General features: G+C 39.8%; 20 protein-coding genes. 17 read left to right on the forward strand and 3 right to left on the reverse strand.

The genetic code is table 11. The annotated features are described in order from the left end of the window. Window positions 1–6 precede the first annotated feature (6 nt). The 17 genes from ftsA to H0Z23_RS00315 all read left to right on the forward strand — a co-directional run bounded on the left by ftsA (window position 7) and on the right by H0Z23_RS00315 (window position 19,342). Window positions 7–1,326: a cell division protein FtsA gene (gene ftsA, locus H0Z23_RS00235; protein ID WP_296866631.1), complete on the forward strand. Its 1,320-nt coding sequence runs from the start codon at window positions 7–9 to the stop codon at window positions 1,324–1,326. Between the two features lie 17 nt (window positions 1,327–1,343). Next, a complete protein-coding gene (gene ftsZ, locus H0Z23_RS00240; RefSeq protein ID WP_296866633.1) occupies window positions 1,344–2,480 on the forward strand; it encodes a cell division protein FtsZ in 1,137 nt (378 codons plus the stop codon). 54 nt (window positions 2,481–2,534) lie between these two features. After that, on the forward strand, window positions 2,535–4,025 hold the full coding sequence (locus H0Z23_RS00245) for a radical SAM protein (protein WP_296866635.1): 1,491 nt from the start codon (window positions 2,535–2,537) through the stop codon (window positions 4,023–4,025). 161 nt (window positions 4,026–4,186) lie between these two features. Beyond that, window positions 4,187–4,735, forward strand: a complete 549-nt coding sequence (locus H0Z23_RS00250; protein ID WP_296866638.1) for an SPOR domain-containing protein — start codon at window positions 4,187–4,189, stop codon at window positions 4,733–4,735. Window positions 4,736–4,755: 20 nt separating this feature from the next. Further along, window positions 4,756–5,991 carry a molybdopterin molybdotransferase MoeA gene (locus H0Z23_RS00255; protein WP_296866639.1) on the forward strand — a complete coding sequence of 412 codons (1,236 nt, stop codon included), beginning with the start codon at window positions 4,756–4,758 and terminating at the stop codon, window positions 5,989–5,991. Then, window positions 5,979–7,904 carry a substrate-binding domain-containing protein gene (locus H0Z23_RS00260; protein WP_296866641.1) on the forward strand — a complete coding sequence of 642 codons (1,926 nt, stop codon included), beginning with the start codon at window positions 5,979–5,981 and terminating at the stop codon, window positions 7,902–7,904. The genes H0Z23_RS00255 and H0Z23_RS00260 overlap by 13 nt, the downstream gene beginning before the upstream one ends. Then, on the forward strand, window positions 7,901–8,875 hold the full coding sequence (gene moaA, locus H0Z23_RS00265) for a GTP 3',8-cyclase MoaA (protein WP_296866643.1): 975 nt from the start codon (window positions 7,901–7,903) through the stop codon (window positions 8,873–8,875). The genes H0Z23_RS00260 and moaA overlap by 4 nt, the downstream gene beginning before the upstream one ends. A 9-nt stretch (window positions 8,876–8,884) precedes the next feature. Continuing rightward, a complete protein-coding gene (moaC, locus tag H0Z23_RS00270; protein WP_296866645.1) occupies window positions 8,885–9,373 on the forward strand; it encodes a cyclic pyranopterin monophosphate synthase MoaC in 489 nt (162 codons plus the stop codon). Further along, complete coding sequence (locus H0Z23_RS00275; protein ID WP_296866646.1) at window positions 9,370–10,212, forward strand: MogA/MoaB family molybdenum cofactor biosynthesis protein; 843 nt, start codon at window positions 9,370–9,372, stop codon at window positions 10,210–10,212. The genes moaC and H0Z23_RS00275 overlap by 4 nt, the downstream gene beginning before the upstream one ends. Next, window positions 10,213–11,121: an RNase adapter RapZ gene (rapZ, locus tag H0Z23_RS00280; protein ID WP_296866648.1), complete on the forward strand. Its 909-nt coding sequence runs from the start codon at window positions 10,213–10,215 to the stop codon at window positions 11,119–11,121. It abuts the gene before it with no gap. A gap of 2 nt (window positions 11,122–11,123) precedes the next feature. Further along, window positions 11,124–12,269, forward strand: coding sequence for a gluconeogenesis factor YvcK family protein (locus H0Z23_RS00285; RefSeq protein WP_296866650.1), 1,146 nt, complete (start codon window positions 11,124–11,126; stop codon window positions 12,267–12,269). 2 nt (window positions 12,270–12,271) lie between these two features. Continuing rightward, on the forward strand, window positions 12,272–13,192 hold the full coding sequence (gene whiA / locus H0Z23_RS00290; protein WP_296866652.1) for a DNA-binding protein WhiA: 921 nt from the start codon (window positions 12,272–12,274) through the stop codon (window positions 13,190–13,192). After that, window positions 13,179–15,125 (forward strand): amylo-alpha-1,6-glucosidase, encoded by a 1,947-nt coding sequence (locus tag H0Z23_RS00295; RefSeq protein ID WP_296866655.1) that lies wholly within the window; start codon window positions 13,179–13,181, stop codon window positions 15,123–15,125. Before whiA ends, H0Z23_RS00295 begins: the two co-directional genes overlap by 14 nt. Window positions 15,126–15,239: 114 nt before the next feature. Then, entirely contained in the window at window positions 15,240–16,259 is a 1,020-nt protein-coding gene (gene gap / locus H0Z23_RS00300; RefSeq protein WP_296866657.1) for a type I glyceraldehyde-3-phosphate dehydrogenase, read from the forward strand. A gap of 11 nt (window positions 16,260–16,270) precedes the next feature. Further along, window positions 16,271–17,452 (forward strand): phosphoglycerate kinase, encoded by a 1,182-nt coding sequence (locus tag H0Z23_RS00305; protein WP_366928856.1) that lies wholly within the window; start codon window positions 16,271–16,273, stop codon window positions 17,450–17,452. Window positions 17,453–17,488: 36 nt separating this feature from the next. Next, the gene (gene tpiA, locus H0Z23_RS00310; protein WP_296866661.1) at window positions 17,489–18,310 is read left to right on the forward strand and encodes a triose-phosphate isomerase; all 822 of its coding nucleotides are present in this window, start codon (window positions 17,489–17,491) and stop codon (window positions 18,308–18,310) included. A 15-nt stretch (window positions 18,311–18,325) separates the two neighbouring features. Then, window positions 18,326–19,342, forward strand: coding sequence for an asparaginase (locus H0Z23_RS00315; RefSeq protein WP_296866662.1), 1,017 nt, complete (start codon window positions 18,326–18,328; stop codon window positions 19,340–19,342). A gap of 86 nt (window positions 19,343–19,428) precedes the next feature. Here the strand turns inward: H0Z23_RS00315 and rsfS are convergent, their stop codons facing one another. The 3 genes from rsfS to nadD form a co-directional block, all read right to left on the reverse strand. Then, complete coding sequence (gene rsfS, locus H0Z23_RS00320) at window positions 19,429–19,773, reverse strand: ribosome silencing factor (protein ID WP_296866664.1); 345 nt, start codon at window positions 19,771–19,773, stop codon at window positions 19,429–19,431. A gap of 85 nt (window positions 19,774–19,858) precedes the next feature. Next, entirely contained in the window at window positions 19,859–21,127 is a 1,269-nt protein-coding gene (locus tag H0Z23_RS00325) for an LCP family protein (protein WP_296866667.1), read from the reverse strand. Next, window positions 21,117–21,755 (reverse strand): nicotinate-nucleotide adenylyltransferase, encoded by a 639-nt coding sequence (nadD, locus tag H0Z23_RS00330; protein WP_296866669.1) that lies wholly within the window; start codon window positions 21,753–21,755, stop codon window positions 21,117–21,119. The genes H0Z23_RS00325 and nadD overlap by 11 nt, the downstream gene beginning before the upstream one ends. Between the last annotated feature and the right edge of the window lie 30 nt (window positions 21,756–21,785).

Genomic DNA, 21,785 nt, shown 5'->3' on the forward strand with positions numbered 1-21,785 from the left:
TCACCTATGGTGAAGAAAGAAAAGAATATCATTACAGGAATAGACATAGGCACTAAAGAAATTAAACTAGTTGTAGCAGAAAAGAAAAAGGATTCCGTAATTATTTTAGATCTAAAGAAAACAGCTTCGAAAGGCATAAGAAAGGGAAAGATAGTTGATTCACCTCCTGTAGTTGAGTCAATAAGAAAAGTATTAGATGAGTCTGAGCGGAATTTGGGCTTTCCTATTGAAAGTGCTTATGTTGCTTATGGAGGGCACTTCATTAAAGAGTATGAGAGAAAGGTTGAGTTGAACCTTGATAGTAAAAGAAGAAGGATTGTTTTTTCTGATATAAAAGAAGCGATGAATCTAGCCCTAGAAGATGTTGAGAGTATAGGTAATGTGATTCATGCTTTTTCTATTGATTATGGAGTAGATAATGAGTGGGGGATTGAAAACCCCATTGGGAGAGAAGCTTCTCTTTTGAAGATGCATTTGTTCGTCCTCGAAGGAAATAAAGAAGAGATAGAGATTGCATCAAGTTGTGCTGAGAGAGCTGGTCTTAAGGTTAAAGGCATATTTCATAAATCTGTGATTTCTCCTTTTGGATGCTTTTCATCAAAACCTGACGAATTAGTCTTGTATGTTGATTTAGGCGCGGGGACAACTACTGCAAGCTTACTTAAAGGGACTAAAGTTTTGAACGTAGATATATATCCCGTAGGTGGTAGCCATATAACAAGCGATTTATCATATATCCTGAGAATACCTTTAGAAAAATCCGAAGCCCTCAAAAAGATAGTTTCAATAAATGAACCAGAAGAGAATCTAGATGATGAGCTAGAGTTTGAAGTGAACGGCGAAAAAATTGTCTGTAGAGTTGGTGATGTAGTAGAAATAATTAAACATAGAATAGAAGAGTTGTTTATAGATTTAATATTAAATGATTTACAGAGGAAAAAATCTCTTGATTACCCCTCTTTCTCCAAGATTGTGATTTCTGGAGGGGTAAGTAAAATGCAAGGATTACCTACATTTATCCAAAATTTATGTGGAATACCTGTAGAGATAGGTTTGCCCGCCTTAGATATGCCTGAAAACGAAAGAGGGTCGGATAATGTTTCAATAGCCGGCCTAATAAATTATACGATCTTTAAGGAAGCCCATCCTTATGCAATTTTAAATAGTTGCATTGGCGGAGGAGCGATATCTTTTGATGAAGAGGATCCAGTTTTTAATTCATCAATAGCTGAAAAGGTGAGAAAAGCGAAACAAAAGAGATTCAAGGGGCAACAGGTAAAAAAGGTTATTGCCACTTTTAAAAAAGTGATAAAAGAGCTTTTTTGAGCTTGGAGGGATAATAAATGACTGAATTGTTTGAGGTTGAGAGCTCAGAGCGACATGTGAGAGAGGTCATAAAAGTAGTAGGTGTAGGTGGTGGTGGCGGCAATGCTTTAAATCACATAGTAAGAAGTGGAGTTAGAGGCGTGGAATTTATAGCAGCCAACACTGATGTTGCTCACCTAGGGCTATCTGAAGCAGATCAAAAAATAGTTCTTGGCAGAGATTTAACAAAGGGATTGGGGGCTGGTGCAGATCCCGGAATAGGGCTTAAAGCTGCAGAGGAATCAGCAGAAGAGTTAAGAGAATCTCTAAGCGGCGCTGACATGATTTTCCTCACTGCTGGAATGGGAGGCGGAACGGGTACAGGAGCATCTCCCGTTATAGCTAAAATAGCAAAAGAAACAGGAGCTCTGGTTGTTGCAGTAGTGACGAAGCCCTTCACGTTTGAGGGCAAAAGGAGAATAGCCCAAGCAGAAGAAGGAATACGCAATTTGAAGGAAGAAGTCGATGCATTGATTATTATACCTAATGACAAACTTTTGGAGATAACTGACAGGCGAACGACTCTGTCGGAGGCTTTCAAGTTGGCTGACGAGGTTTTACGACAAGCTGTGCAGGGTGTTACAGATTTGATATTGCGTCCTGGTTTCATAAACGTCGATTTTGCAGACGTCCGGACTGTAATGAAGGATGCTGGTACGGCAATCATGGGTATTGGATATGGTGATGGTGAGGATAGAGCGATAATAGCGGCCCAGGCTGCTATAAATAGTCCGTTGATGGATGTTCCCATTGGAGGAGCAAGTGGAATTCTATTCAATGTGACGGGCAGCAACAATGTCGGAATTCACGAAATTCAGGAAGCAGCCAGAATAATAACAGAGGCTGCAGATCCTGATGCCACTATAATATGGGGTCATGTTACAGATCCTGATATTGATGAGGATAAGATTGTAATAACCGTTATTGCTACTGGTTTTCCTGATAACCCTGGCAAAATGAGATCTTTGAAAGCAGGACAAAGAGCGCTCGGAATAGATTTTGTTGAATCAGAGATAAAACTTGCTAGTGACCAAGAATCAATGAACGTAGGAGAATTGGTATTCGAAAGTGAATTGGACATCCCTCCAATTATAAGGAAAAGAAAAAAAAGCTAAACAAACATATGGTAAGTGTGGAGGCATATGAGCAATAGAGGAAAGAGATATTTGATGAAAAAGACATATAGAGGAATTAGGCAAAACATCTCAACTAAGAAACTCCTAAAGGACGAGCTATGGATGGATAGCCTTAGTGAAGGTGGCGACCCTTTATGGGCAATGGCATATCCAGCAAGGTATGCTGTAGGGATGGCAAATTTAGGTTTCCAGTATATTTGCACTTACCTTAAAGAGCTTGGGGTAGCGGTAGAGCGTTTTTTCGATGATATAGAGGGCGACCGATCCTTGGAAGAGGGCCGCCCTGTAGGGAATTTCCCTATAATTACTTTTTCCGTAGTATATGAACCAGATGTAAAGAAAATGCTTAACATGCTTAATAGGTGGGGAGTTTCTCCTCTTTGGAAGGACCGAGCAGAAAAGAGAGAGCCGATAATTGGTGTAGGTGGTAGTTTATCAGTTATAAATCCTTTGATATTTTCCCATATTGCAGACTTTGTAGTGCTAGGCGATGGGGAGGAAGTAATACCTTATTTGGTAAAAACTGTTCGTGGTTTTTCTGAAACAGGCGATAGGAATGAGTTTTGGGAATTCATAGCGGAACATCCTTCTATATTTGTACCTCCATTACATTTAGATATGTTGCGCAGAGGAGAGACCTTAGAGCGCAAAAAGTCTTTTTGCCTAGATTTGTCTAAAGCTAAAGGGCATGCTTTGTGGGTATCTCCCCACACTGTCTTTCCCGACACTCTTCTGATCGAAACACAGAGAGGGTGTTTTAGAGGGTGTCCATATTGTACTATCCCATCATGTTTTGGCAGGCCTAGATTCAGACAGTTAAAGGAAGTAATAGATGACATAAGAAAAGCATCAAAATTAGGAATTAGAAGGTTGGGGGTTATAGCTCCAGAATCAGGGGATTACCCTTGGATTAAAGAAGTGTTGAAAGAAATAAGAGATGCTCGGTTAGAGGTATCCTTCGCTTCGTTGAGAATCGATAATATAAGCGATCTTTTATTGGAGACTTTAGTTGAAGGTGGCCAAAGGCAAATTACCATAGCCCCAGAGACAGGAGACCAATATTTCAGAGTGTGTTGTGGAAAAAATTTTACAAATGAGCATATCTTAGATACTTTGCAAAAAGCTCAAAAAATAGGTCTTAGGAAGGTAAAAATGTATTTTATGTTAGGGTTACCAAACGAGGAGGATAAACATATACTTGAAACCGCTAAACTCATTATGGAAGTTAAGAAAAACACAGGTATGAATGTAGTGGCTTCTGTCGGCTTGTTTATTCCTAAACCTCAAACTCCCTGGGCGAATATGGGATTCTCCCATTCCACTTATAAAAATAAAGTTTCTTTGCTGAAAAGTGCTATTGCGGGCTTGAAAGGTTCAGAGATAAGAGTTCAAAGTGCAAGAGAGGCGAAAGAGGAGTATAGGATCACATGGGCAAATGCTGACGATACGTTAGATTATTTTTATTCGGATGTTGCTCCCAATAGGAATAAAACAGTAGAACAACTTAAAAATTTAGGATTTTAGTGGCCATGATAAAAAATTTAATGGGATAGAGGTGAGAAAAGGTGAACATAAGGAGAGGCAGGAATTTCAAAAAAAAGAAGCCGTTTTTTTCCTTTGGGTACTTCTTGCTCCCTATGCTGGGATTGTTGGCATTAGGATTCCTTATTTTGGGGGTAAGGTTGTTGTTTTTTCAGCCCCACAATGAATACGAGCCTATAGAAAGCTTGGAGGACTCTGTAGTTGTAGTAGAGCAACCCAAGGAGAATCCAACGACACAAGAAGCTTTAAATAATGGTCATGAAGAGGGCTATGAAGAAGAGAAGATAATAACAGCCGTACCTGTCAAAGTGCCAAGTTACAAAGAGACAGAGGATGCAAATTCCAAGCTGGCTCAAAAATCTACAGAAGAAGATGTAACTCGACATGGGCAATCGCAAAGTAGTGCATCAAATAATGAAGAGAGGGCCAAAGCTGAAACTTTTTACCCATCTACCCAAGGGGCTTTTTGGAGTGTGCAGGTTGGAGCATTCACCAAGAAAGTATCGGCAGAGAATTTAGCCAGGGAACTGCAAAAAGCAGGTTACGATGTTTTTATCGTTTCAGCTGAAGTAGGAGGGAAGAAGTATCACAGAGTGAGAGTTAAAGCTGGGGATACCAAACAAGAAGCTCAAAAGGTCGCAGGGAAACTTTCTGCTGCAGGATATCCAACTTTTATAGCTTACGAAAAATAGAATGAGGGGTTTAACTGTAAATGAGTGGTTTTGTTAAGGAAACTCTTCCAAGAATAGAGACATTGGATGTAATAAAGCAAGCTTTAAATTTCCCATGGGAGGTCAAAAAGCAGAAAGGGGATCTCCTGGCTGCTGTTGGTAAACGTTTAGCTGAAGATGTGTATGCCAGTGAAAATTATCCTCCTTTTTCAAGGAGTACCCGGGATGGATACGCGGTAAGGGCCATAGATACACTAGGAGCCTCTCAAACATCTCCTTCTTTCTTGGAAGTAATTGGTGAAATTCAAATGGGGATAATTCCCGATATAGAAATTACTGAGGGGACCGCAGCCCTTATATATACTGGAGCGGCTCTGCCTAAGGGAGCAGATGCGGTGGTAATGGTTGAGTACACTTCGGCGTTGCAGAACACCTTAGAAATAAGAAAGCCAGTGCAGAGAGGAGAAAATGTAATCATTAGAGGAGAAGACGTTGAAAAAGGAAAATTGTTATTGAAGAAAAACTCCCTATTTGATTTCAGAAGCGCAAGTCTTCTTTCAGGGCTTGGTATAGTACAAGTTAAGGTCATTGATCTTTCTATTGGAGTAATAAGTACTGGAGACGAAATTGTGCCTGAAGATACACCTGTTATTGAACCAGGCAAGGTAAGAGACAGCAATTCCACAATGATAGCAGCTTTATTAATGAGAGAAGGTTACGGAGTCAAAAAGTATGGAATAGCGCGAGATGATATTGAAGATTTGATGAGGATGACTATTAAAGCAATGGAAGAAAATGATGTAGTTATTTTAAGCGGAGGGTCTTCTGTAAGCTCAAGAGATTTTACGCTGGATGTCATGAACAACATTGGGGAGCCTGGATTGGTTGTGAGAGGTCTTAATATCTCTCCAGGCAAACCTACATTAGTAGGGGGTAATAGAGAAAACCAGAAACTTGTCATAGGGTTACCGGGACATCCTTTATCTTGTTCTGTCGTAATGTTGACTTTCGTGTTGCCCTTGCTCTCCAGTTTGTCAGGAGCCGAGGAAGACTCTATATGGAAGAAAAGAATTTCCCTGCCCGCTGGGAAAGACATCTATGGGAGGAGTGGAGTTGAAGAGTTTATTCCTGCTGTTGTAGATGAAGAAGTAGTCAACCCATCAATGGCTAAATCGGGATTTGTATCTGCCTTGCAGAGCGCAGATGGTTTGGTGAGACTCCCGGAGGATAAAGAGACCATAAGGAAGGGCGAGTTTGTGGAGGTATGGCTTTGGTGAAAAAAACATGCAAGGAACATATTAGCCTAAAAGAAATATTGCTGCTTTTAAAGGAGAATATTGTCCCTTTAAACAAAACAATTTCATTGTCTACAACTGATTCCCATTCCGTATTTGTTGGGAAGATTCTTGCAAAAGATGTTTATTCCGAGCGTAATGTTCCTCATTATCCTGCATCTGCTGTGGATGGCTACGCAGTACGAGCATGTGACACTGGTTACGCTAGTCCAGCTACACCAGTTAAAATAGAAAAAGGCAACTTTTTATGGGTGAACACAGGTTCTGTCGTTCCTGAAAATTTTGATGCAGTGGTTATGGTTGAAGATACCACAATTGATGAGCATAGCTTATATGTCTTTAACGCTGTTTCCAAGGGAACAAACGTGCGTCCAGTAGGTGAAGATATAGCTAAGGGGAACATTATTGCAAGGAAAGGAGATTTACTGTCTATCTTCCATAAAGCCTTATTCGTGGCGGCAGGAGTCAAGGAAATAGAAGTCAAGGCTCCCCCAAGGGCTTGTTTTGTACCTACAGGAAACGAAATTGTTGATATCAACACACTCAAAGAATTGAAGCAACTTCCACCGGGGAAAATCCCAGAAACCAATTCTGTTCTCCTAGCTGAATTATTTCAAAAATGGGGATATTCCCTTGATGTATTACCGTTAACCAAAGATGATCCCAAGGCCTTAGGTGACATCTTAAAGCTTGCGATAAAAGACTATGACTTAGTGCTTATGGGCGCGGGTACTGCTAAAGGCAAAAGAGATCACAGCGCGAAAGTTCTTTCGGAACAAGGTAAGTTAGTGTTTAGATGGGTAAGAATGAAACCCGGCAGACCCGTCATTATGGCAGTTGTCGAGGGCAAGCCTGTGGTTGCTTTACCTGGATTCCCTGTTTCAACGCTGGTTGCGTCTTGGTCCGTGGTGTATCCTCTACTTCAACTTTTAGAGAAAGGGAAGATAAGTGAAGAGTATTTATCGGAAGCAATAGGAACAAGAGAAGTTATCAAAGTCGAATTAGGGGATCATTATTCGGCTCGACAGGGCGTTTCAGAATGGCTAAAAGTCCAATGTGCTGAAATAAATGGGCGCAAAATGAGTTGGGTCACGTCTTCTGGTGCTAGTTCAATGATGCCCTTGACGGAGGCTGATGGCTTTTCGCTTGTGAACGAGGAAGCATTAGAAATCCCAAAGGGAAGTCTTATTGATGTTTGGCTAGTCAGAAAAAACAACTGGGAAAGACGAGCAGTATATCAAGGGTCAAATGATCCAGGAATTGAACATACAATAGGTTTTATCAGAGCCAAAAATGCGGATTTGATTATAAGGTCTGTAGGGAGCTTGGGCGGGGTACTTGCCCTTGCGAGAGGGGAGTGCCATATTGCTGCTTGTCATTTGTTAGATCCGAAAACAGGAGAATATAACACTTCGTATATTGAAAAATTTGACGTAAAAAAAGAATGGGAACGAGTTGTCCTGTATAAAAGACTACAAGGCCTTATTGTTAGGAGAGGAAACCCCAAAAAAATAAAGGGCATATCAGATTTAGCTAAAGAAGTTGTAATAGTGAATAGACAAGCGGGTTCAGGAACTAGGGTGTTATTGGATTATTTACTTGGTAAGGCTAATATTGCTCCTACGGATGTTAAGGGATATGAGAATATAGCAGTTACTCATTTTGATGCTGCGTCCAAAGTAGCCTATGGCAGTGCGGATGTGGCACTAGGCATAAAGGCAGTAGCAGATGCTCTTGATTTGGATTTTGTGCCGTTAATAGAGGAACCTTTTGAAATTGTAATACCTAAACGACACTTTGAGCATTATGGAGTAAAGGCATTTTTGGATTCTATAAATGAGAAGGCTTGGAAAGAAACTATAATTAACCTTGGAGGGTATAGGTTGATACGATGAACGATTCTTACGGAAGAGAATTAAATTACTTGAGAATTTCGGTAACTGATCGTTGTAACTTCAGGTGTGTATATTGTATGCCTCAAGAAGGAGTAACTTTTATTCCCCACGAGAGAATAATGACTTTTGAGGACATAGATTTCCTATTGAACGTTCTTATACCTATGGGGATCAAAAAGGTTAGGTTTACAGGTGGGGAACCTTTGGTTCGAAAAGGGGTTACTGAATTCTTAAAGAAACTGAAACAAAAAAGACCACAGCTTAAGATAGCGCTTACCACCAATGGTTCGTTGGTCAAATTTTTTGTGGAAGAAATAAGAGATATAGGCCTTTCTGGGTTGAACATCAGCTTAGATACCATAAATAAGGATAAGTTTAAGGATATAACAAGAGTTAACGAATTTGAAAACGTTGTGGAGGGTATTGATATAATTGGAAAGGCACTAAGGGTACCTCTTAAAATAAACACTGTGGTCATAAAAGGTTTTAACGACGATGAGATAGAGGACTTGATAGAGTTTGCGAGAAAGAAAAATGCAGTTATCCGTTTCATAGAATTTATGCCTTTGGATGAGAGCGTTTGGTCTATGGATAATTTTTTGCCTGCTGATGAGATCCTCTCACGTCTCCCTGGTGGTTTAGAAGTTTGGGAAAAAGAAGAAACTTCTGCAAGTCATAGCATGAATGGGCCTGCTGTTTACTATAAGAATATATATACTGGCCAGAGAATAGGCATAATAGCTGCTGTTTCCAATCATTTTTGTGATAAATGTAATAGGCTTAGAGTGACAGCCAATGGAGAGTTGAGAACATGCCTTTTTGCCCCCAAAGGCAAAAACATATTACCTTTATTGCGAGCTAGAGACAAGGAAACATTGGAAGAAACTATAAGGTCTGAGGTGCGCATGAAGCCTAAGGGGTGGATGTTTTTGGCTAATACCCAGAAGCATATGTGGCAAATAGGAGGTTAAAGAAAAATTATGAATAACAAGTTAACCCACTTGGATTCATCTGGTAAACCACGCATGGTGGATGTAAGTGGAAAAGATGTAACGCTGAGAGAGGCTATAGCCGAAGGACGAGTGGTGCTTCCTTCGGCTATCTTAGAAACGATAAAAGAGGGGAAAAATAAGAAAGGCAATGTGCTGTTTATAGCGGAAACAGCGGGTATAATGGCTTGCAAGAAGACCCCTGAGCTCATACCGTTATGTCATTCCATACGATTAGATAGCGTCTCTGTAAGTTGCGACTTAGATGAGCAAAATTCATGTGTTGTCATTCGCTGCAAGGTTGTTGCGAGGGAAGTTACAGGAGTAGAGATGGAGGCTTTAACTGGGGTTTCGATAGCGGCGTTAACCATATATGATATGTGCAAGGGAATAGATAAAGGGATGAAAATAGAGGGTATACGCCTTTTGAAGAAAAGCGGAGGCAAATCAGGTGTATATTGTGCAGGAGGAGTAGAATGAAAAATAGAATCTTGGGTTTATCGTATGTGAATACCCCATCATCATTACCCGTAGTATTAGTTCATGCTCAAAATAATGGAGAAACTTTAGTTAATGGAAGAAAGGCAAAAATATTATTGCTTCCACCTAAGGAAAAGGTTAATACATTTTGTGAAATTGATGAATCTGATTTTCTAATAATAAGATTGTCGAAAGGCGTCTTTCCCCTTGAGGAAGGGGATTTTGTTTTTTTTAGTAAAGGAGGCGTTTTGCTTCAGGTGGCTGAGCAAAACGATATATATAGCATATGTAAGGTAGTTAAAGAAGGTTTTCTAGTCGTTTCAGAACCCTTGGAAAAATGGAAACCCATGAAAGTTGCTGTCCTTACGGTTAGTGATAAGGGTAGTAGGGGAGAAAGAAAGGATACTTCTGGTCCGGCTCTTAAAGATGCAGTGATAGATATTGGAGGTTTGGTGAAGGATTCTCGAATTGTTCCAGACGAGCAGGGAAAAATATTAGAAGTCATACGTTCATGGATAAGTAGTGAGTACGAGTTGATTCTAATAACTGGTGGTACGGGGTTATCTCCGCGAGATGTAACTCCAGAGAGCCTTTTGAAATTAGAGGGGAAAGAAGTTCCAGGAATAGGAGAATACATGAGATGGAGGACCTCATATTATACCCTTAGGTCTATATTGTCTAGGTGTATGGCTAAAGCCGTAGGTAAAAGTTTGATTATTGCTTTGCCAGGAAGTAAAAAAGCTGTTTTAGAATGTTTTTATGCTGTAGCGCCAGTGATAAGACATGCTGTTGAAATTATAACTGGTAAAGCTGGAGAATGCGCGCATAATCACAATTAATTGTGGGAGGGTATCAAAGGGATAGAGATGGTTACATTGGAGGTTCAAAGATGTATTATCATCACTGGGATGTCGGGCGGCGGGAAATCTACGGTCCTTCATTTGTTAGAAGATAACGGAATGTACCCTATAGATAATATTCCTCCTACGTTGTTGCCACAACTGCTGACAGTGTTATCCAAGCACGAAGCTGCAATTAAAAACGGTGTTGCTGCTGTGGTAGATGTAAGGGGAGATAACTTACTGAAAGATTTATTCTATGTCATAGATGTTTTGCGAGGAGAGAAAATAGAAATAACACTACTTTTCCTTGAAGCTTCTGACGAAACCCTTTTGAGTCGTTATGAGATGACAAAACGGAAGCATCCTCTGGCCGTAAATATATCTGTATTAGACGCCATAAAGGAAGAACGAACAAAAATCGCTCCAGTACTGGAAAGAGCTGATATTATTCTCGATACGTCTAATCTTACGCTTCCTGAACTACGAGAGAAACTTTTTGCATGTTTATCTATCGAAAAAGAACCTTTCACTATATTATTATCATCTTTTGGATTTAAGTATGGAATTCCCTTAGATTGTGATTTTCTTTTCGATGTTCGTTTCTTGCCTAACCCGTATTATGATGAATTCCTTAGGCCACTTTCGGGTAAAGATGAGAGGGTAAAATCATATCTTATGACTTTCAATGAAGTAGAAGAGTTTACGAATTATATCATTTCAATGTTGGAATACGTGTTGCCCTTATACAGAAATACCTGCAAGCAGCAAATAAGTGTGGCTGTAGGATGTACTGGTGGGCGACATCGTTCTGTAGCAATAGTAGATTTGCTTTGGGAACATTTTAATAAGAGTTACGAGAGAATAATAGTACGTCACAGAGATATTGAAAAAGAGCAGGAGAGTTAAAAATGAATTGGTGGACCACATTTACCCTTGGGATCTTGGCAGGCGGCGTATTAGTGTTTGTGTTGCTTCTTGTTTTCAAAGAGGAGCAGCAATATGAAGAAGAAAAGAGATTCCCAATTTCTTCGGTTCGCACAAGGGAGCGCTCTATTATGTCTAAAGCTGTAAGTTTACGTTTGGCTCAGGGGCCTCGTATTGTGGCTGTAGGAGGTGGTACCGGACTATCCACTTTATTGAGTGGTTTAAAGGCATATACAAAAAATATAACTGCCGTTGTCACAGTGACCGATGAAGGCGGGAGTTCTGGTAGGTTGAGATCTGAGTGGGGAATGTTGCCTCCAGGAGATATAAGAAATTGTTTGGTTGCCCTTGCTGAGAATCACGATTCTCTTCATAAGATTCTTAATTTTCGTTTTGACAGAGGTGAACTAGCTGGCCATAGCTTAGGTAACCTTATCTTATTAGCAGTTACAGAAATGACAGGCGATTTCCGTTTAGCTGTTGAAGAGTTGAATAAATTGTTAGCCATGAGGGGACAGGTCCTTCCTGTTACAACTGAGGCAATAACCATTGTGGGAAGGACTAAAGATGGCCAAGCTCTAAGAGGGGAGTTGGAAATTGCGAAAAGGGGTTATCAACTAGATACAATATGGATAGAACCTAGAGGGGCAAAAGCAGCTAAGGGAGTTTTGGAAGCTATCGAAAACGCTGATTTGATAGTATTAGGTCCAGGTAGCTTGTTTACCAGCGTGCTTCCCAACCTTTTGATAGAGGATGTTGCAGCAAGAATGAGGTTAAACAACATTGCTCCTAAAGTTTATGTGGCCAACTTGATGACTCAGCCAGGCGAAACTGATGGTCTTGATATACTTGCTCATTTAAAGTGGGTAGAGAAGACTTTAGGAATGTTACCTGAGCATGTGGTGGCAAATGAAGGGGAAATACCCAATAATCATTTGTTAGAATATAGAAAGAAAGGGGCGAGCCCACTTCATATTGATAAATCTCAACTAAACTTTCTTAAAAGAAAGGGAGTTAATGTAATCAGGGGAGATTTTGTCCTTATCTCCGAAGAAGGAACCATAAGGCATCATTCTCAAAAACTTGCAGAGACTATAATGAAGATAGCGCGAGAGGTACGTGAAAGTTAAATATGGAAAAGATCAAAGATATTTTATGGGATGAATGGGTGCAAAGACCCACAGGACATAAAGATGCCACTGAAGAAATAGCTGGAATCATTTCCGGCATGAAAAGCAGAGAAAATGGGCAGCACGTAATATGCCAAAGTGGCAGGTTGTGGGTTTTTAGAAGATTGAGGAAAATATGGAATCTCTCGTGTTGGACAGATATTGTGGATCTTTCTTCTATTCTCATAATACCTAAGGATTTTAAAGGGAAAGTGCTACTTCAATTTCCCTCTGTACTGTATAAAAAAATTTTAGGACTAAAAAGTTCTAAAAAAGCAAACATTTCATGGACATGGCTTGGTGGTTTCCTGGGAGCTTGCGCTTCTTTTTACCTGCCAAAGACAGGTTACTACTTGACTTTTAGGGGGCACCACGGTCAGCTGGGAGATCATATCGACTTGGTGTATCGTTTTCTTTTAAACAATGGATTTCCAGCAAAGATACGGCATAAGACAGATGTAAGTGAGGTAATAATAAGAGACCAACAAAGTATAGTGGCCCTATTAGTGAAGGTGAATTTACACAGAACCTCGCTGGAACTAGAGCAAAAAGCACTTTTAAGAGCTTTGAGGGATACGGCTAATAAGATAGTTAATTGTGATGCTGCTAATATAAAAAAAACATTGGAAGCAGCACGGAAGCAGATCGAAATAGCAAATGATATTTTGGCAATAAAGAAGATCGTTAACCTGCCTGATTCATACGTAGATTTGGCTGAGAAGAGAATAGCTTATCCTACGGCAACATTGAAAGAGTTGGGGACGCTTTTAGAGAGACCTGTGAGCAAAAGTACGATAGAATATAGATGGAAGAAGATGGAAAAAATTTTAATGACAGGACCTAAAAAGATTGCGAAGGGGGATGGTCAAAATGTATTACGGTAAAGCGGACGTAAATACTTTTGAAAGAGGAGCTAGCAGAGAATTTTTAGTATCAAATGGAAAGGGTGGATATGCGTTTTCTACAGTTATAGGAGCTAATACCAGAAAGGAACATGGATTACTTGTAGTCCCTGGAGAGAGAACATCTACACCAACTGTTTATGTCAGCAAAGTGGAAGAAACCCTTTTCGCTAGAAATAAAAAATATCAGTTATCAACAAATCAATATAAAGAAACCATATATCCTGATGGTTATAGGTATATACAAGAATATGAAGAAAGCCCCCTTCCTACAACGTTATATGTCATTTATAACATAATGCTTAAGAAGACAATTTTCATGCCCAAGGGGCTTCCTTGTACAGTGATTAAATACGAGCTATTGACAAGTCACGAGAGAGTGCAACTGGAAATAAGACCTTTATGTGCTCACAGGGGAATAGACAGCATCTTAGAAAGCGAAACATTTGAGGCAGATATTTCAAAACAGGTTCTTTCCGTAAGCGGGAATAAATGTCAAAGCCATCTATATGCGACTAAAGGTGAATGGATCTATAAGCCATTGAAGTTTGAGAACGTCATATATACAAAGAATGAGAGTAATGGGAAAAATATAGAGACCCTATGGTCTCCTGGCCTCGTTTCCTTGGAAATGGGAGAAGGTGACACTATTTATATTGCCATAAGTTCAGAGCCTATGCAGCTGGATGAGGCTAAACTGGCTAATATGGAAGCAGAAACTATAAAATGGCTTAAAAGCAAGACCAAAAGAGCTCCTACTCAAAATGTGACAATAGCTTCAGAGTTAATGAGATCCGCATCTAACTGTATAAAGGAAACGGAAGATGGTGGAGCTAGTGTCATATCAGGATATCCGTCGGTAAGAGAATTATCAAGAGACGCGTTTATTGCTTTACCAGGTTTAACACGAGCTAACGGAGAACCCATGCTTGGGTTTAAGGTCTTAAAGACATGGCTTTCAAGAGCTAAAGAATGTGGTTATATTATGCCTTTGGAGATTGACCCTGTAACCAGAGAGCCTAAATTAGCAGCTGTAGACTGTGGCCTTTGGTTCATATATGCATTTGCCAAGTTGATGGATCAAACTGAAAGTTCAACTGCTATGCAATCCTGGTGGGACGATTTAAAGCTTATAGTAGATAAATACTTTGAGGGCATACCCGAGCTAGATTTGGTTTGCGCTGATGATGGCCTATTAGAGATCAGGACTAATAATCCTGAGAGAAACTGGATGAATGGAGCCGTGGATTCTAAGCCAGTAGTTGAACGAAGGGGTAAATTGGTAGAAATTAATGCCCTCTGGTATTTTGTTTTGAGGGAAATGGAGCAATATTCTGATGTTATGGAAGATGAAAATTCTAAGAAGAAGTACGGGGAGATGGCTAATAAAGTTGCTTCTTCATTTCCTGAGGTATTTTGGAAAAAAGAGGGATATTTAAAAGATTGGGTAGATGGCAATGAATGTGATGATGCAATAAGGTGTAATCAGATATTGGCTGTATCTTTACCCGTATCTCCCTTGGATCCCGAGAGGGGTAGGTCTGTAGTAGAGACCTGCTGGAGGGAGTTGTATACTACCTATGGTTTGAGGACCCTTGACCCTCATCATGATAAATACAAAGGGCGATGTGAAGGGCGATGGGATCAAAAAGAGAAAGCTCGTTTTAGGGGCATGGCGTGGCCGTGGCTTTTAGGCCAGTTTATTTCTGCTTTTGTTAAGTTTAACCCAGACAAGAAAGATATAGTCCAATATTTTATCAAGCCATTTAGAGCCCATTTGAGAAGGGGATGTATTGGAGGAATAGCGGAGAATTTCGATGGGAGCATGCCATATTTGCCTCATGGGGATGTAGTATCCATACTTAGTGTAGGAGAGGTCTTGAGAGTTATTTATGAAGATTTAGCTGAGATGTAGCCTGTACTTTAAGCTAGCGATAAAACTAAAGGCGAGCATTAGCTCGCCTTTAGTTTGGGCCTAAATATTAAATATATTTTTAAACTTTTTTACTTGTAGAAGGAGGAACTATAGATGAATGGTAAGGTAAAAGTAGCCATAAATGGCTTCGGAAGGATTGGAAGGCTTGCTCTTAGGGCAATGTACGAATACAAACAGGATTGGCCTTTTGAAATCGTTGCTACAAATAGTAGGACAGATGCTGAGCAGAGAGCATATTTGCTAAAATATGACTCAGTTCATAGACGCTTCAAAGGCAGTGTAAAAGTAGAGGGAGATTCCCTCAACGTCAACGGTACCAAAGTGGAGGTTTTGAAATATCAAAATATCCAAGACCTCCCTTGGGGAGAGAAGAATATCGATATAGTAATAGAGTCATCAGGTAGATATACTGACGTAGAAAAGGCAAAGGGACATATCGAGGCAGGAGCAAAGAAAGTGGTAATAACAGCACCAGCAAAAGGTGATGTTCCCACAATAGTGATGGGGGTAAACGAGGAAGTATATGATCCACAAAAACATTCTATAGTTTCTAATGCATCCTGTACGACCAATTGTTTGGCTCCTGTTGTGAAGGTTCTGCACGAATGTTTCGGTATTAAAAAGGGGCTTATGACAACCACTCATTCTTATACTAATGACCAAAAGACTCTTGATGCATCTCATAAAAAGCTACATAGAGGTAGAGCAGCAGCACTTTCTATAATTCCCACAACGACAGGAGCAGCGAGCGCCATAGGAAAGGTAATACCAGACCTGAATGGCAAGCTTGATGGTATGGCTCTTAGAGTTCCTACTCCGGACGTATCTGCAGTGGATTTAGTTGCTGTCCTCAACACAAGTACTACAGCTGAAGAAATTAACGAAGTTATGAAAGAATATGCTGAAGGAAAACTTAAAGGTATATTGGGTTACGAGACAGAGGATTTGGTATCTTCTGATTTTGTTGGGGATAGCAGGTCCTCCATTTTTGCTGCTCGCCATACCGTTTGTTTGGGAGATATGGCTAAAGTTATAGCATGGTACGATAACGAGTGGGGATATGCATGTAGAGTTTTGGATTTGGTTGAGTATATAGTTCAAAAAGGGCTGTAATAACAATGAGAATGAGAAAGGTCAACTCCGAGGTCATAAAAAACAAAAAAGTTTTGTTAAGGGTGGACTTTAATGTTCCTTTGAAGGAGGGGCAGGTTGCTGATGGATCTAGAATAAAAGCCCATCTTGAAACTATTAGTTTCCTTAGGGCCAATGGTGCGATAACAGCTTTAGTTTCACATTTAGGTAGGCCTAAGGGAAAACGAGATGAAAAGTACTCTTTAAGGCCAGTTGCTGCTTATTTAAAAGAGGTTCTTTCTGTGGACGTAGAGTTCGTTGAAGATTGTGTAGGCCAGCCAGTGGAAAGAGCTCTATGTAACGCAAAGGCAAAAGACATTTTGTTGTTAGAAAATTGTCGATTCCATCCAGAAGAAGAAAAAAACGATGAAGATTTCGCGGCTCTTTTAGCGGCTCCATTTGAAGTGTTTGTTATGGATGCTTTTAGTGTGGCCCATAGGGCTCATGCCTCTACGCAGGGAATTACAAAGTTTTTGCCTTCTTATGCAGGCTTCCTCATAGAGAAAGAAGTAAGTATTTTGGGATCTGTTAGAGATAATCCTGTATCTCCTTTGGTTCTTATTCTTGGAGGATCCAAGGTCACGGACAAAATAGGAGTTATAGAGCATATGTCAAACAAAGCATCTACTATATTGGTGGGAGGCGCTATGGCTTTCCCCTTTTTAGCTGCTAAAGGATATTCGGTGGGAAAGTCAAAATGCGATGAAGAAAACGTAAATAGCGCAAAACATATATTGAAAGCTTTAGAAGACAAAGAAGTTGAAATTGTTTTACCTGTAGATGTTGTGGTGGGTGCAAGTGTAGAAGCCAAAGAATCTGAAGGTATAGTCGACGTTGATGCGATCCCTGATCACTTAATGGGATTGGATATAGGACCAAAGACGGTAGAGGTGTTTTCTGAACATTTGCGTAGCGCTAAGTCAATAGTATGGAACGGGCCGTTAGGATTGTTCGAAAACCCCGCCTTCTCAAAGGGGACGAAAGGTATTGGTAATGTGGTTAGCTCAAAAGCAAAAGAAGGAGCTGTTGTAGTCATTGGTGGGGGAGATACAGCTGCTGCGGCTAAGGCTCTCGGCTTTGCAGATGAAGTTACTCATGTATCCACTGGAGGCGGTGCAAGTTTGGAATTTTTAGAGGGGAAAACCCTTCCAGGGATTGAACCTCTTTTAGGGTAATGCTTTAAAAAACAAAATAGGAAAGAGGTAGGAGCGGTGGAAAAGAGGGTAAAGCCTTTAGTCTTAGCTGCTAATTGGAAGATGAATCTTGGCCCTGCTGAAGCTATAGATTATATCGAAAGATTTAATGACATTGTGGAAGGCGATGCAAGAATGGCTAGGTCTATAAGAGATCGTGAGGTGGAAGTAATATTTTTCCCCCCGATGATCTCGCTACCTTATATATGCCAATATAACAAAAAGTACAATTACTACTTTGGGGCCCAGAATGCTCACTGGCTTTCCAAAGGGGCATATACTGGAGAAACGGCCATTCCTATGTTAAAGGAGTTGGGCGTTATGCATGTTTTGGTGGGGCATAGCGAAAGGCGATGGATATTTCATGAGAACGATGAAATGATAAGCCTCAAAATCAAAGCCTGTAGTGAATTCAATGTCCTGCCGGTTCTTTGTGTAGGAGAAAGAGAAGAGGATCGTCTTAAAAATAAAACAAAGGAGGTCGTTGAAAAGCAAGTAAGAGAGGGGCTTTCGTTTTTAAAAGAGTTGAAAGAGCCAAATCTTTTATATATTGCTTATGAGCCTGTTTGGGCTATAGGTACGGGCAAAACGGCTTCTCCAGAAGATGCTCAACGTGCAAATGCGTTTATAAGAGAAGTTATTCATTCTCTTTACGGTGGAACTGTTGCCGAAAGCGTACGAATTTTGTATGGAGGAAGTGTAAAGCCTGAGAACACTAAAGATCTGATAATGCAAAAAGATGTTGATGGACTTTTGGTAGGAGGAGCTTCTTTAGATCCTCATAAGTTTTACAGAATCATTTCCAACGTTATAGATATTTTAGAAACGACTAAAGCTTAGGGGGGGACCTACCTTTTGCCTAAAAAGATATTGATAATTGGAACAGGAGGTACTATTTCCAGCATTGATACAGGTGAGGGCTTATCTTCATCCCTCCCGGTAGAGGAAATATTGTACTTTTGTACTGATCAACTGAAGGATTTGGACTTTCAAGCAGATATAAGGGATATTATCAATATCGATAGCACTTTGATTCAACCTGAAGACTGGATAAAGATAGCAGAAGAGATTGAGCTGGAATATCCTCAATATGATGGCTTTGTCATACTGCATGGGACTGACACTTTGGCATATACCGCTTCAATGTTATCTTTTATGCTTAGGAATCCAGCAAAGCCCATAGTCTTCACTGGCTCCATGATTCCAGCTCCAATTGAACACAGTGATGCAATTAATAATGTAGCGGACTCCATACGCTTTGCAGTAGATGGATGCCCCGGGGTATTTGTGGCGTTTAACCATAAAGTAATTAGGGCACCTAGAGCAAGCAAAATAGCTTCAGAGGACATAGATGCCTTCGCAAGTGTGAATGAACCACCTGTTGCATTAATTACATCTAGAGACATTAAATATAATAAAAAGATGATAAAAACTACTGACATGCCATTTTCTGTAGATACCCTCATGGATAATAACGTCTTTGTTCTTAAGATATTTCCAGGACTTGAACCGTCATTTGTGGAGCCGATAATAGCTAATAAAAATATTTCTGGCATTGTTGTAGAAAGTTATGGAGCCGGAGGGCTTCCTTATAGGGGCAGGAATTTATTAGATGTATTAGCTAATGTTGCTCACAAAATACCAGTTGTTTTAACGTCTCAAGTTGTTTATGACGGTGTGAACCTCAAAACATACGAGGTTGGCTTAAGGGCCCACAATGCAGGTGTTATATCAGCCAGAGATATGACTAAGGAAGCTACAATTACGAAATTAATGTGGCTTTTAGGACACACAAGAGATATTGAAAGGATCAGAAAGTTTTTTGAGATATCTCTTGCTGGTGAGGTTTCTCCAGCAGAAAAAGCAACATAAGATATATTATAGGACACCATAAAAATGAAATAAAAACTTAGCCTAGGTAGGAAGCTATCCCCTAGGCTATCATTTTATATTATTTATTAGGATATATGATGTATAGGAGAATCTGACCAAAGATTTTCAAGGCGATAAAAATCTCGCCCTTCCTTGCTGAATATATGTACAACCACAAACCCTGCATCTATCAAAACCCAATTTGAGCTGCTCTCTCCCTCAGTTTTATAGCTTATACCCATATCATCCAAGGTTTCTTTAGTGTAATCTACAAGTGTGTCTTTATGGACATCTGAGTTTGCTGTGGCTATTACAAAAAAATCGGCTAGAAAAGATTTTGCAGCAAGGTCTATGACAACTAAATCTTCTCCATGTTTATCGAGAAGAACGCTTACGATCTTATCAACCTCTTCATTTCCTATAAAACTCATAAAATCCCTCCTTTTAGATTTTTGGGCACATTCTTATCTTGTTATGTTCTTATTATGTTTTCTATGTTTAAATTTGAGTCTTTATTTAATTTCTCCCCAAAACTTCTAATATGTTATTGTAGTCGTGACCAAGGACTAATGTGACGTTTTCAACTTTAGCATCTTTGAATACCATGTTCTCTCGCAGCCCAATGGACACAAAAAAGTCTACCACTTGTTGTAAATTTTCGGTTTTGAAGTTTTGGGGCACCCTAGCTGTTGTATACTTGTAGTCAAAATGCTTGGCATTTCCCGCATATAAGACTTCTGCTAATCCTTTACTTTGTAACAGGTACGCAAACTGCTTTGCAAGCCCTGGTTTTCCGTCACCATTTAAAATTACTAAAGGTTGTTTTAGGTGATGAAAAGTTGTGCTTGTGGTTTTTTTTGCCTCACTTTCCGCGTTATTTCTTTTGCTCAAAGTTTCAGGAGAGCTTGCAAGAAATTCTGCTGCTGCAGATAGATCTGGTATCCAGTAACTTATTTTTTCAATATAGGCAGGCCTTCCAGGTAGCGTGGCAATGGCTATATTTTCTCTTGGAATATCTTTGAGATATGATGCTAGTTGCAAGGCTTGACTCATTGAAATATTGGTATTAATCAAGCGCAATCCTTCTTTTATTAAGCTAGGAATTTTGGGCAAAATTTCCGGTTGCTTTAATTTTTCGAAAACAGCATTGTAAAATTTCTTTTGTCGCTCTATTCTTCCAATGTCTCCATAGGCGTCATTTCTGAACCTGACGTACCCAAGGGCCTTTCTTCCGTCTAGATGTTGATTTCCCTTTGGAATATCTATATGGAGATTCCCCGCATTATCATGGTACCTTAAATGTTTTGAGACGTATATATCTACTCCACCTATAAGATCAACCAGCTTTGGAAAACTCTCGTAATTGACTACTACATAATAGTGAATAGGTATAGCTAAGAGGTTCACAATACTCTTTTCTAGAAGTTTTATCCCTCCATAGGCAAAAGCATGATTTATCTTCTGCCAGCCTTTGCTTGGAATTTGAGCTCTGGTGTCTCTGGGAATTGTAAGTACTTTGACGATTTTTTTATCTATGTCCAACGAAGCAATCGCGATGGTATCTGATCTGTTTCGCTTTTCTCCTGGAACATTATCGGTGCCTACTATGAGAATATTTACCGTTCCAGTTTTTTCGTCATACGTAATATTTTCTTTAATATTTCCTGAATTTGGGTTCAAAAGTGGAACGACTTTTAATGCCGCCCCGGTTGTAAGAGCTATAAAAGCAATTATTGAAAGTACAATTATTTGTTTTTTTAAAAACACAGGCCAATCACCATCCATTTCTATGATAAAGGGAATTTTTATAAATGTAATGCTCCACTGGCCAAGGAACTAAATATCTAATACTTTTTCCTTCAGAAACTCTCTTTCGTATTTCCGTGCTAGAAATAGCCAAAAGTGGAATTTCCAAAGGAATGATGCTGTCTTTAATCTCTTCTGGGAGTTCCTGCAATTTGCTTTTGTTATAACCCGGCCTGCTCACTGCCACAATATTACATATTTTGGCTATTTCTAAAGGTTCTTTCCAGCTTAATATATCCAAGACTGCATCAAGACCTGTAATAAAATAAAAAGAAACACTATTTGGAGGGAACCAATGATGCATCTCTCTTAAAGTGTCTATCGTATGGCTTGGCGTCCCTCTATCTATTTCTACCCTGGATAACCTAAAATGTGGGTTATCCAGGGTAGCTAGCATGGTCATAGTATAGCGGTGCTCGGAGGAGGAAATATCCCTCCCCTTCTTATGGAAAGAATCGCCCGTTGGGACAAATATGACTTCTGCAAGACCTAAAGAAAAATAAGCTTCTTCGGCTGCCACTAAGTGACCAAAATGGATGGGGTCAAAGGTTCCACCCATTATACCTATCTTCCTTTTGGTAAGCCCTTCCCCCCTTAGAGGCGTCATGGCTTTTTCCTCCCTGTTATAGTTATATAA

Source organism: Thermovirga sp. (assembly GCF_017656375.1).
In the GTDB taxonomy this organism is placed as follows: domain Bacteria; phylum Synergistota; class Synergistia; order Synergistales; family Thermovirgaceae; genus Thermovirga.

Coding starts and splice junctions, on each gene's coding strand:
- H0Z23_RS00285 (WP_296866650.1), top strand. CDS start 11,124: ATGAATTGGTGGACCACATTTACCCTTGGGATCTTGGCAGGCGGCGTA.
- H0Z23_RS00305 (WP_366928856.1), top strand. CDS start 16,271: ATGAGAAAGGTCAACTCCGAGGTCATAAAAAACAAAAAAGTTTTGTTA.
- moaC (WP_296866645.1), top strand. CDS start 8,885: ATGAATAACAAGTTAACCCACTTGGATTCATCTGGTAAACCACGCATG.
- H0Z23_RS00275 (WP_296866646.1), top strand. CDS start 9,370: ATGAAAAATAGAATCTTGGGTTTATCGTATGTGAATACCCCATCATCA.
- H0Z23_RS00260 (WP_296866641.1), top strand. CDS start 5,979: ATGGCTTTGGTGAAAAAAACATGCAAGGAACATATTAGCCTAAAAGAA.
- rsfS (WP_296866664.1), bottom strand. CDS start 19,773: ATGAGTTTTATAGGAAATGAAGAGGTTGATAAGATCGTAAGCGTTCTT.
- H0Z23_RS00295 (WP_296866655.1), top strand. CDS start 13,179: ATGTATTACGGTAAAGCGGACGTAAATACTTTTGAAAGAGGAGCTAGC.
- moaA (WP_296866643.1), top strand. CDS start 7,901: ATGAACGATTCTTACGGAAGAGAATTAAATTACTTGAGAATTTCGGTA.
- H0Z23_RS00255 (WP_296866639.1), top strand. CDS start 4,756: ATGAGTGGTTTTGTTAAGGAAACTCTTCCAAGAATAGAGACATTGGAT.
- H0Z23_RS00325 (WP_296866667.1), bottom strand. CDS start 21,127: ATGGATGGTGATTGGCCTGTGTTTTTAAAAAAACAAATAATTGTACTT.
- whiA (WP_296866652.1), top strand. CDS start 12,272: ATGGAAAAGATCAAAGATATTTTATGGGATGAATGGGTGCAAAGACCC.
- gap (WP_296866657.1), top strand. CDS start 15,240: ATGAATGGTAAGGTAAAAGTAGCCATAAATGGCTTCGGAAGGATTGGA.
- H0Z23_RS00245 (WP_296866635.1), top strand. CDS start 2,535: ATGAAAAAGACATATAGAGGAATTAGGCAAAACATCTCAACTAAGAAA.
- nadD (WP_296866669.1), bottom strand. CDS start 21,755: ATGACGCCTCTAAGGGGGGAAGGGCTTACCAAAAGGAAGATAGGTATA.
- ftsZ (WP_296866633.1), top strand. CDS start 1,344: ATGACTGAATTGTTTGAGGTTGAGAGCTCAGAGCGACATGTGAGAGAG.
- ftsA (WP_296866631.1), top strand. CDS start 7: ATGGTGAAGAAAGAAAAGAATATCATTACAGGAATAGACATAGGCACT.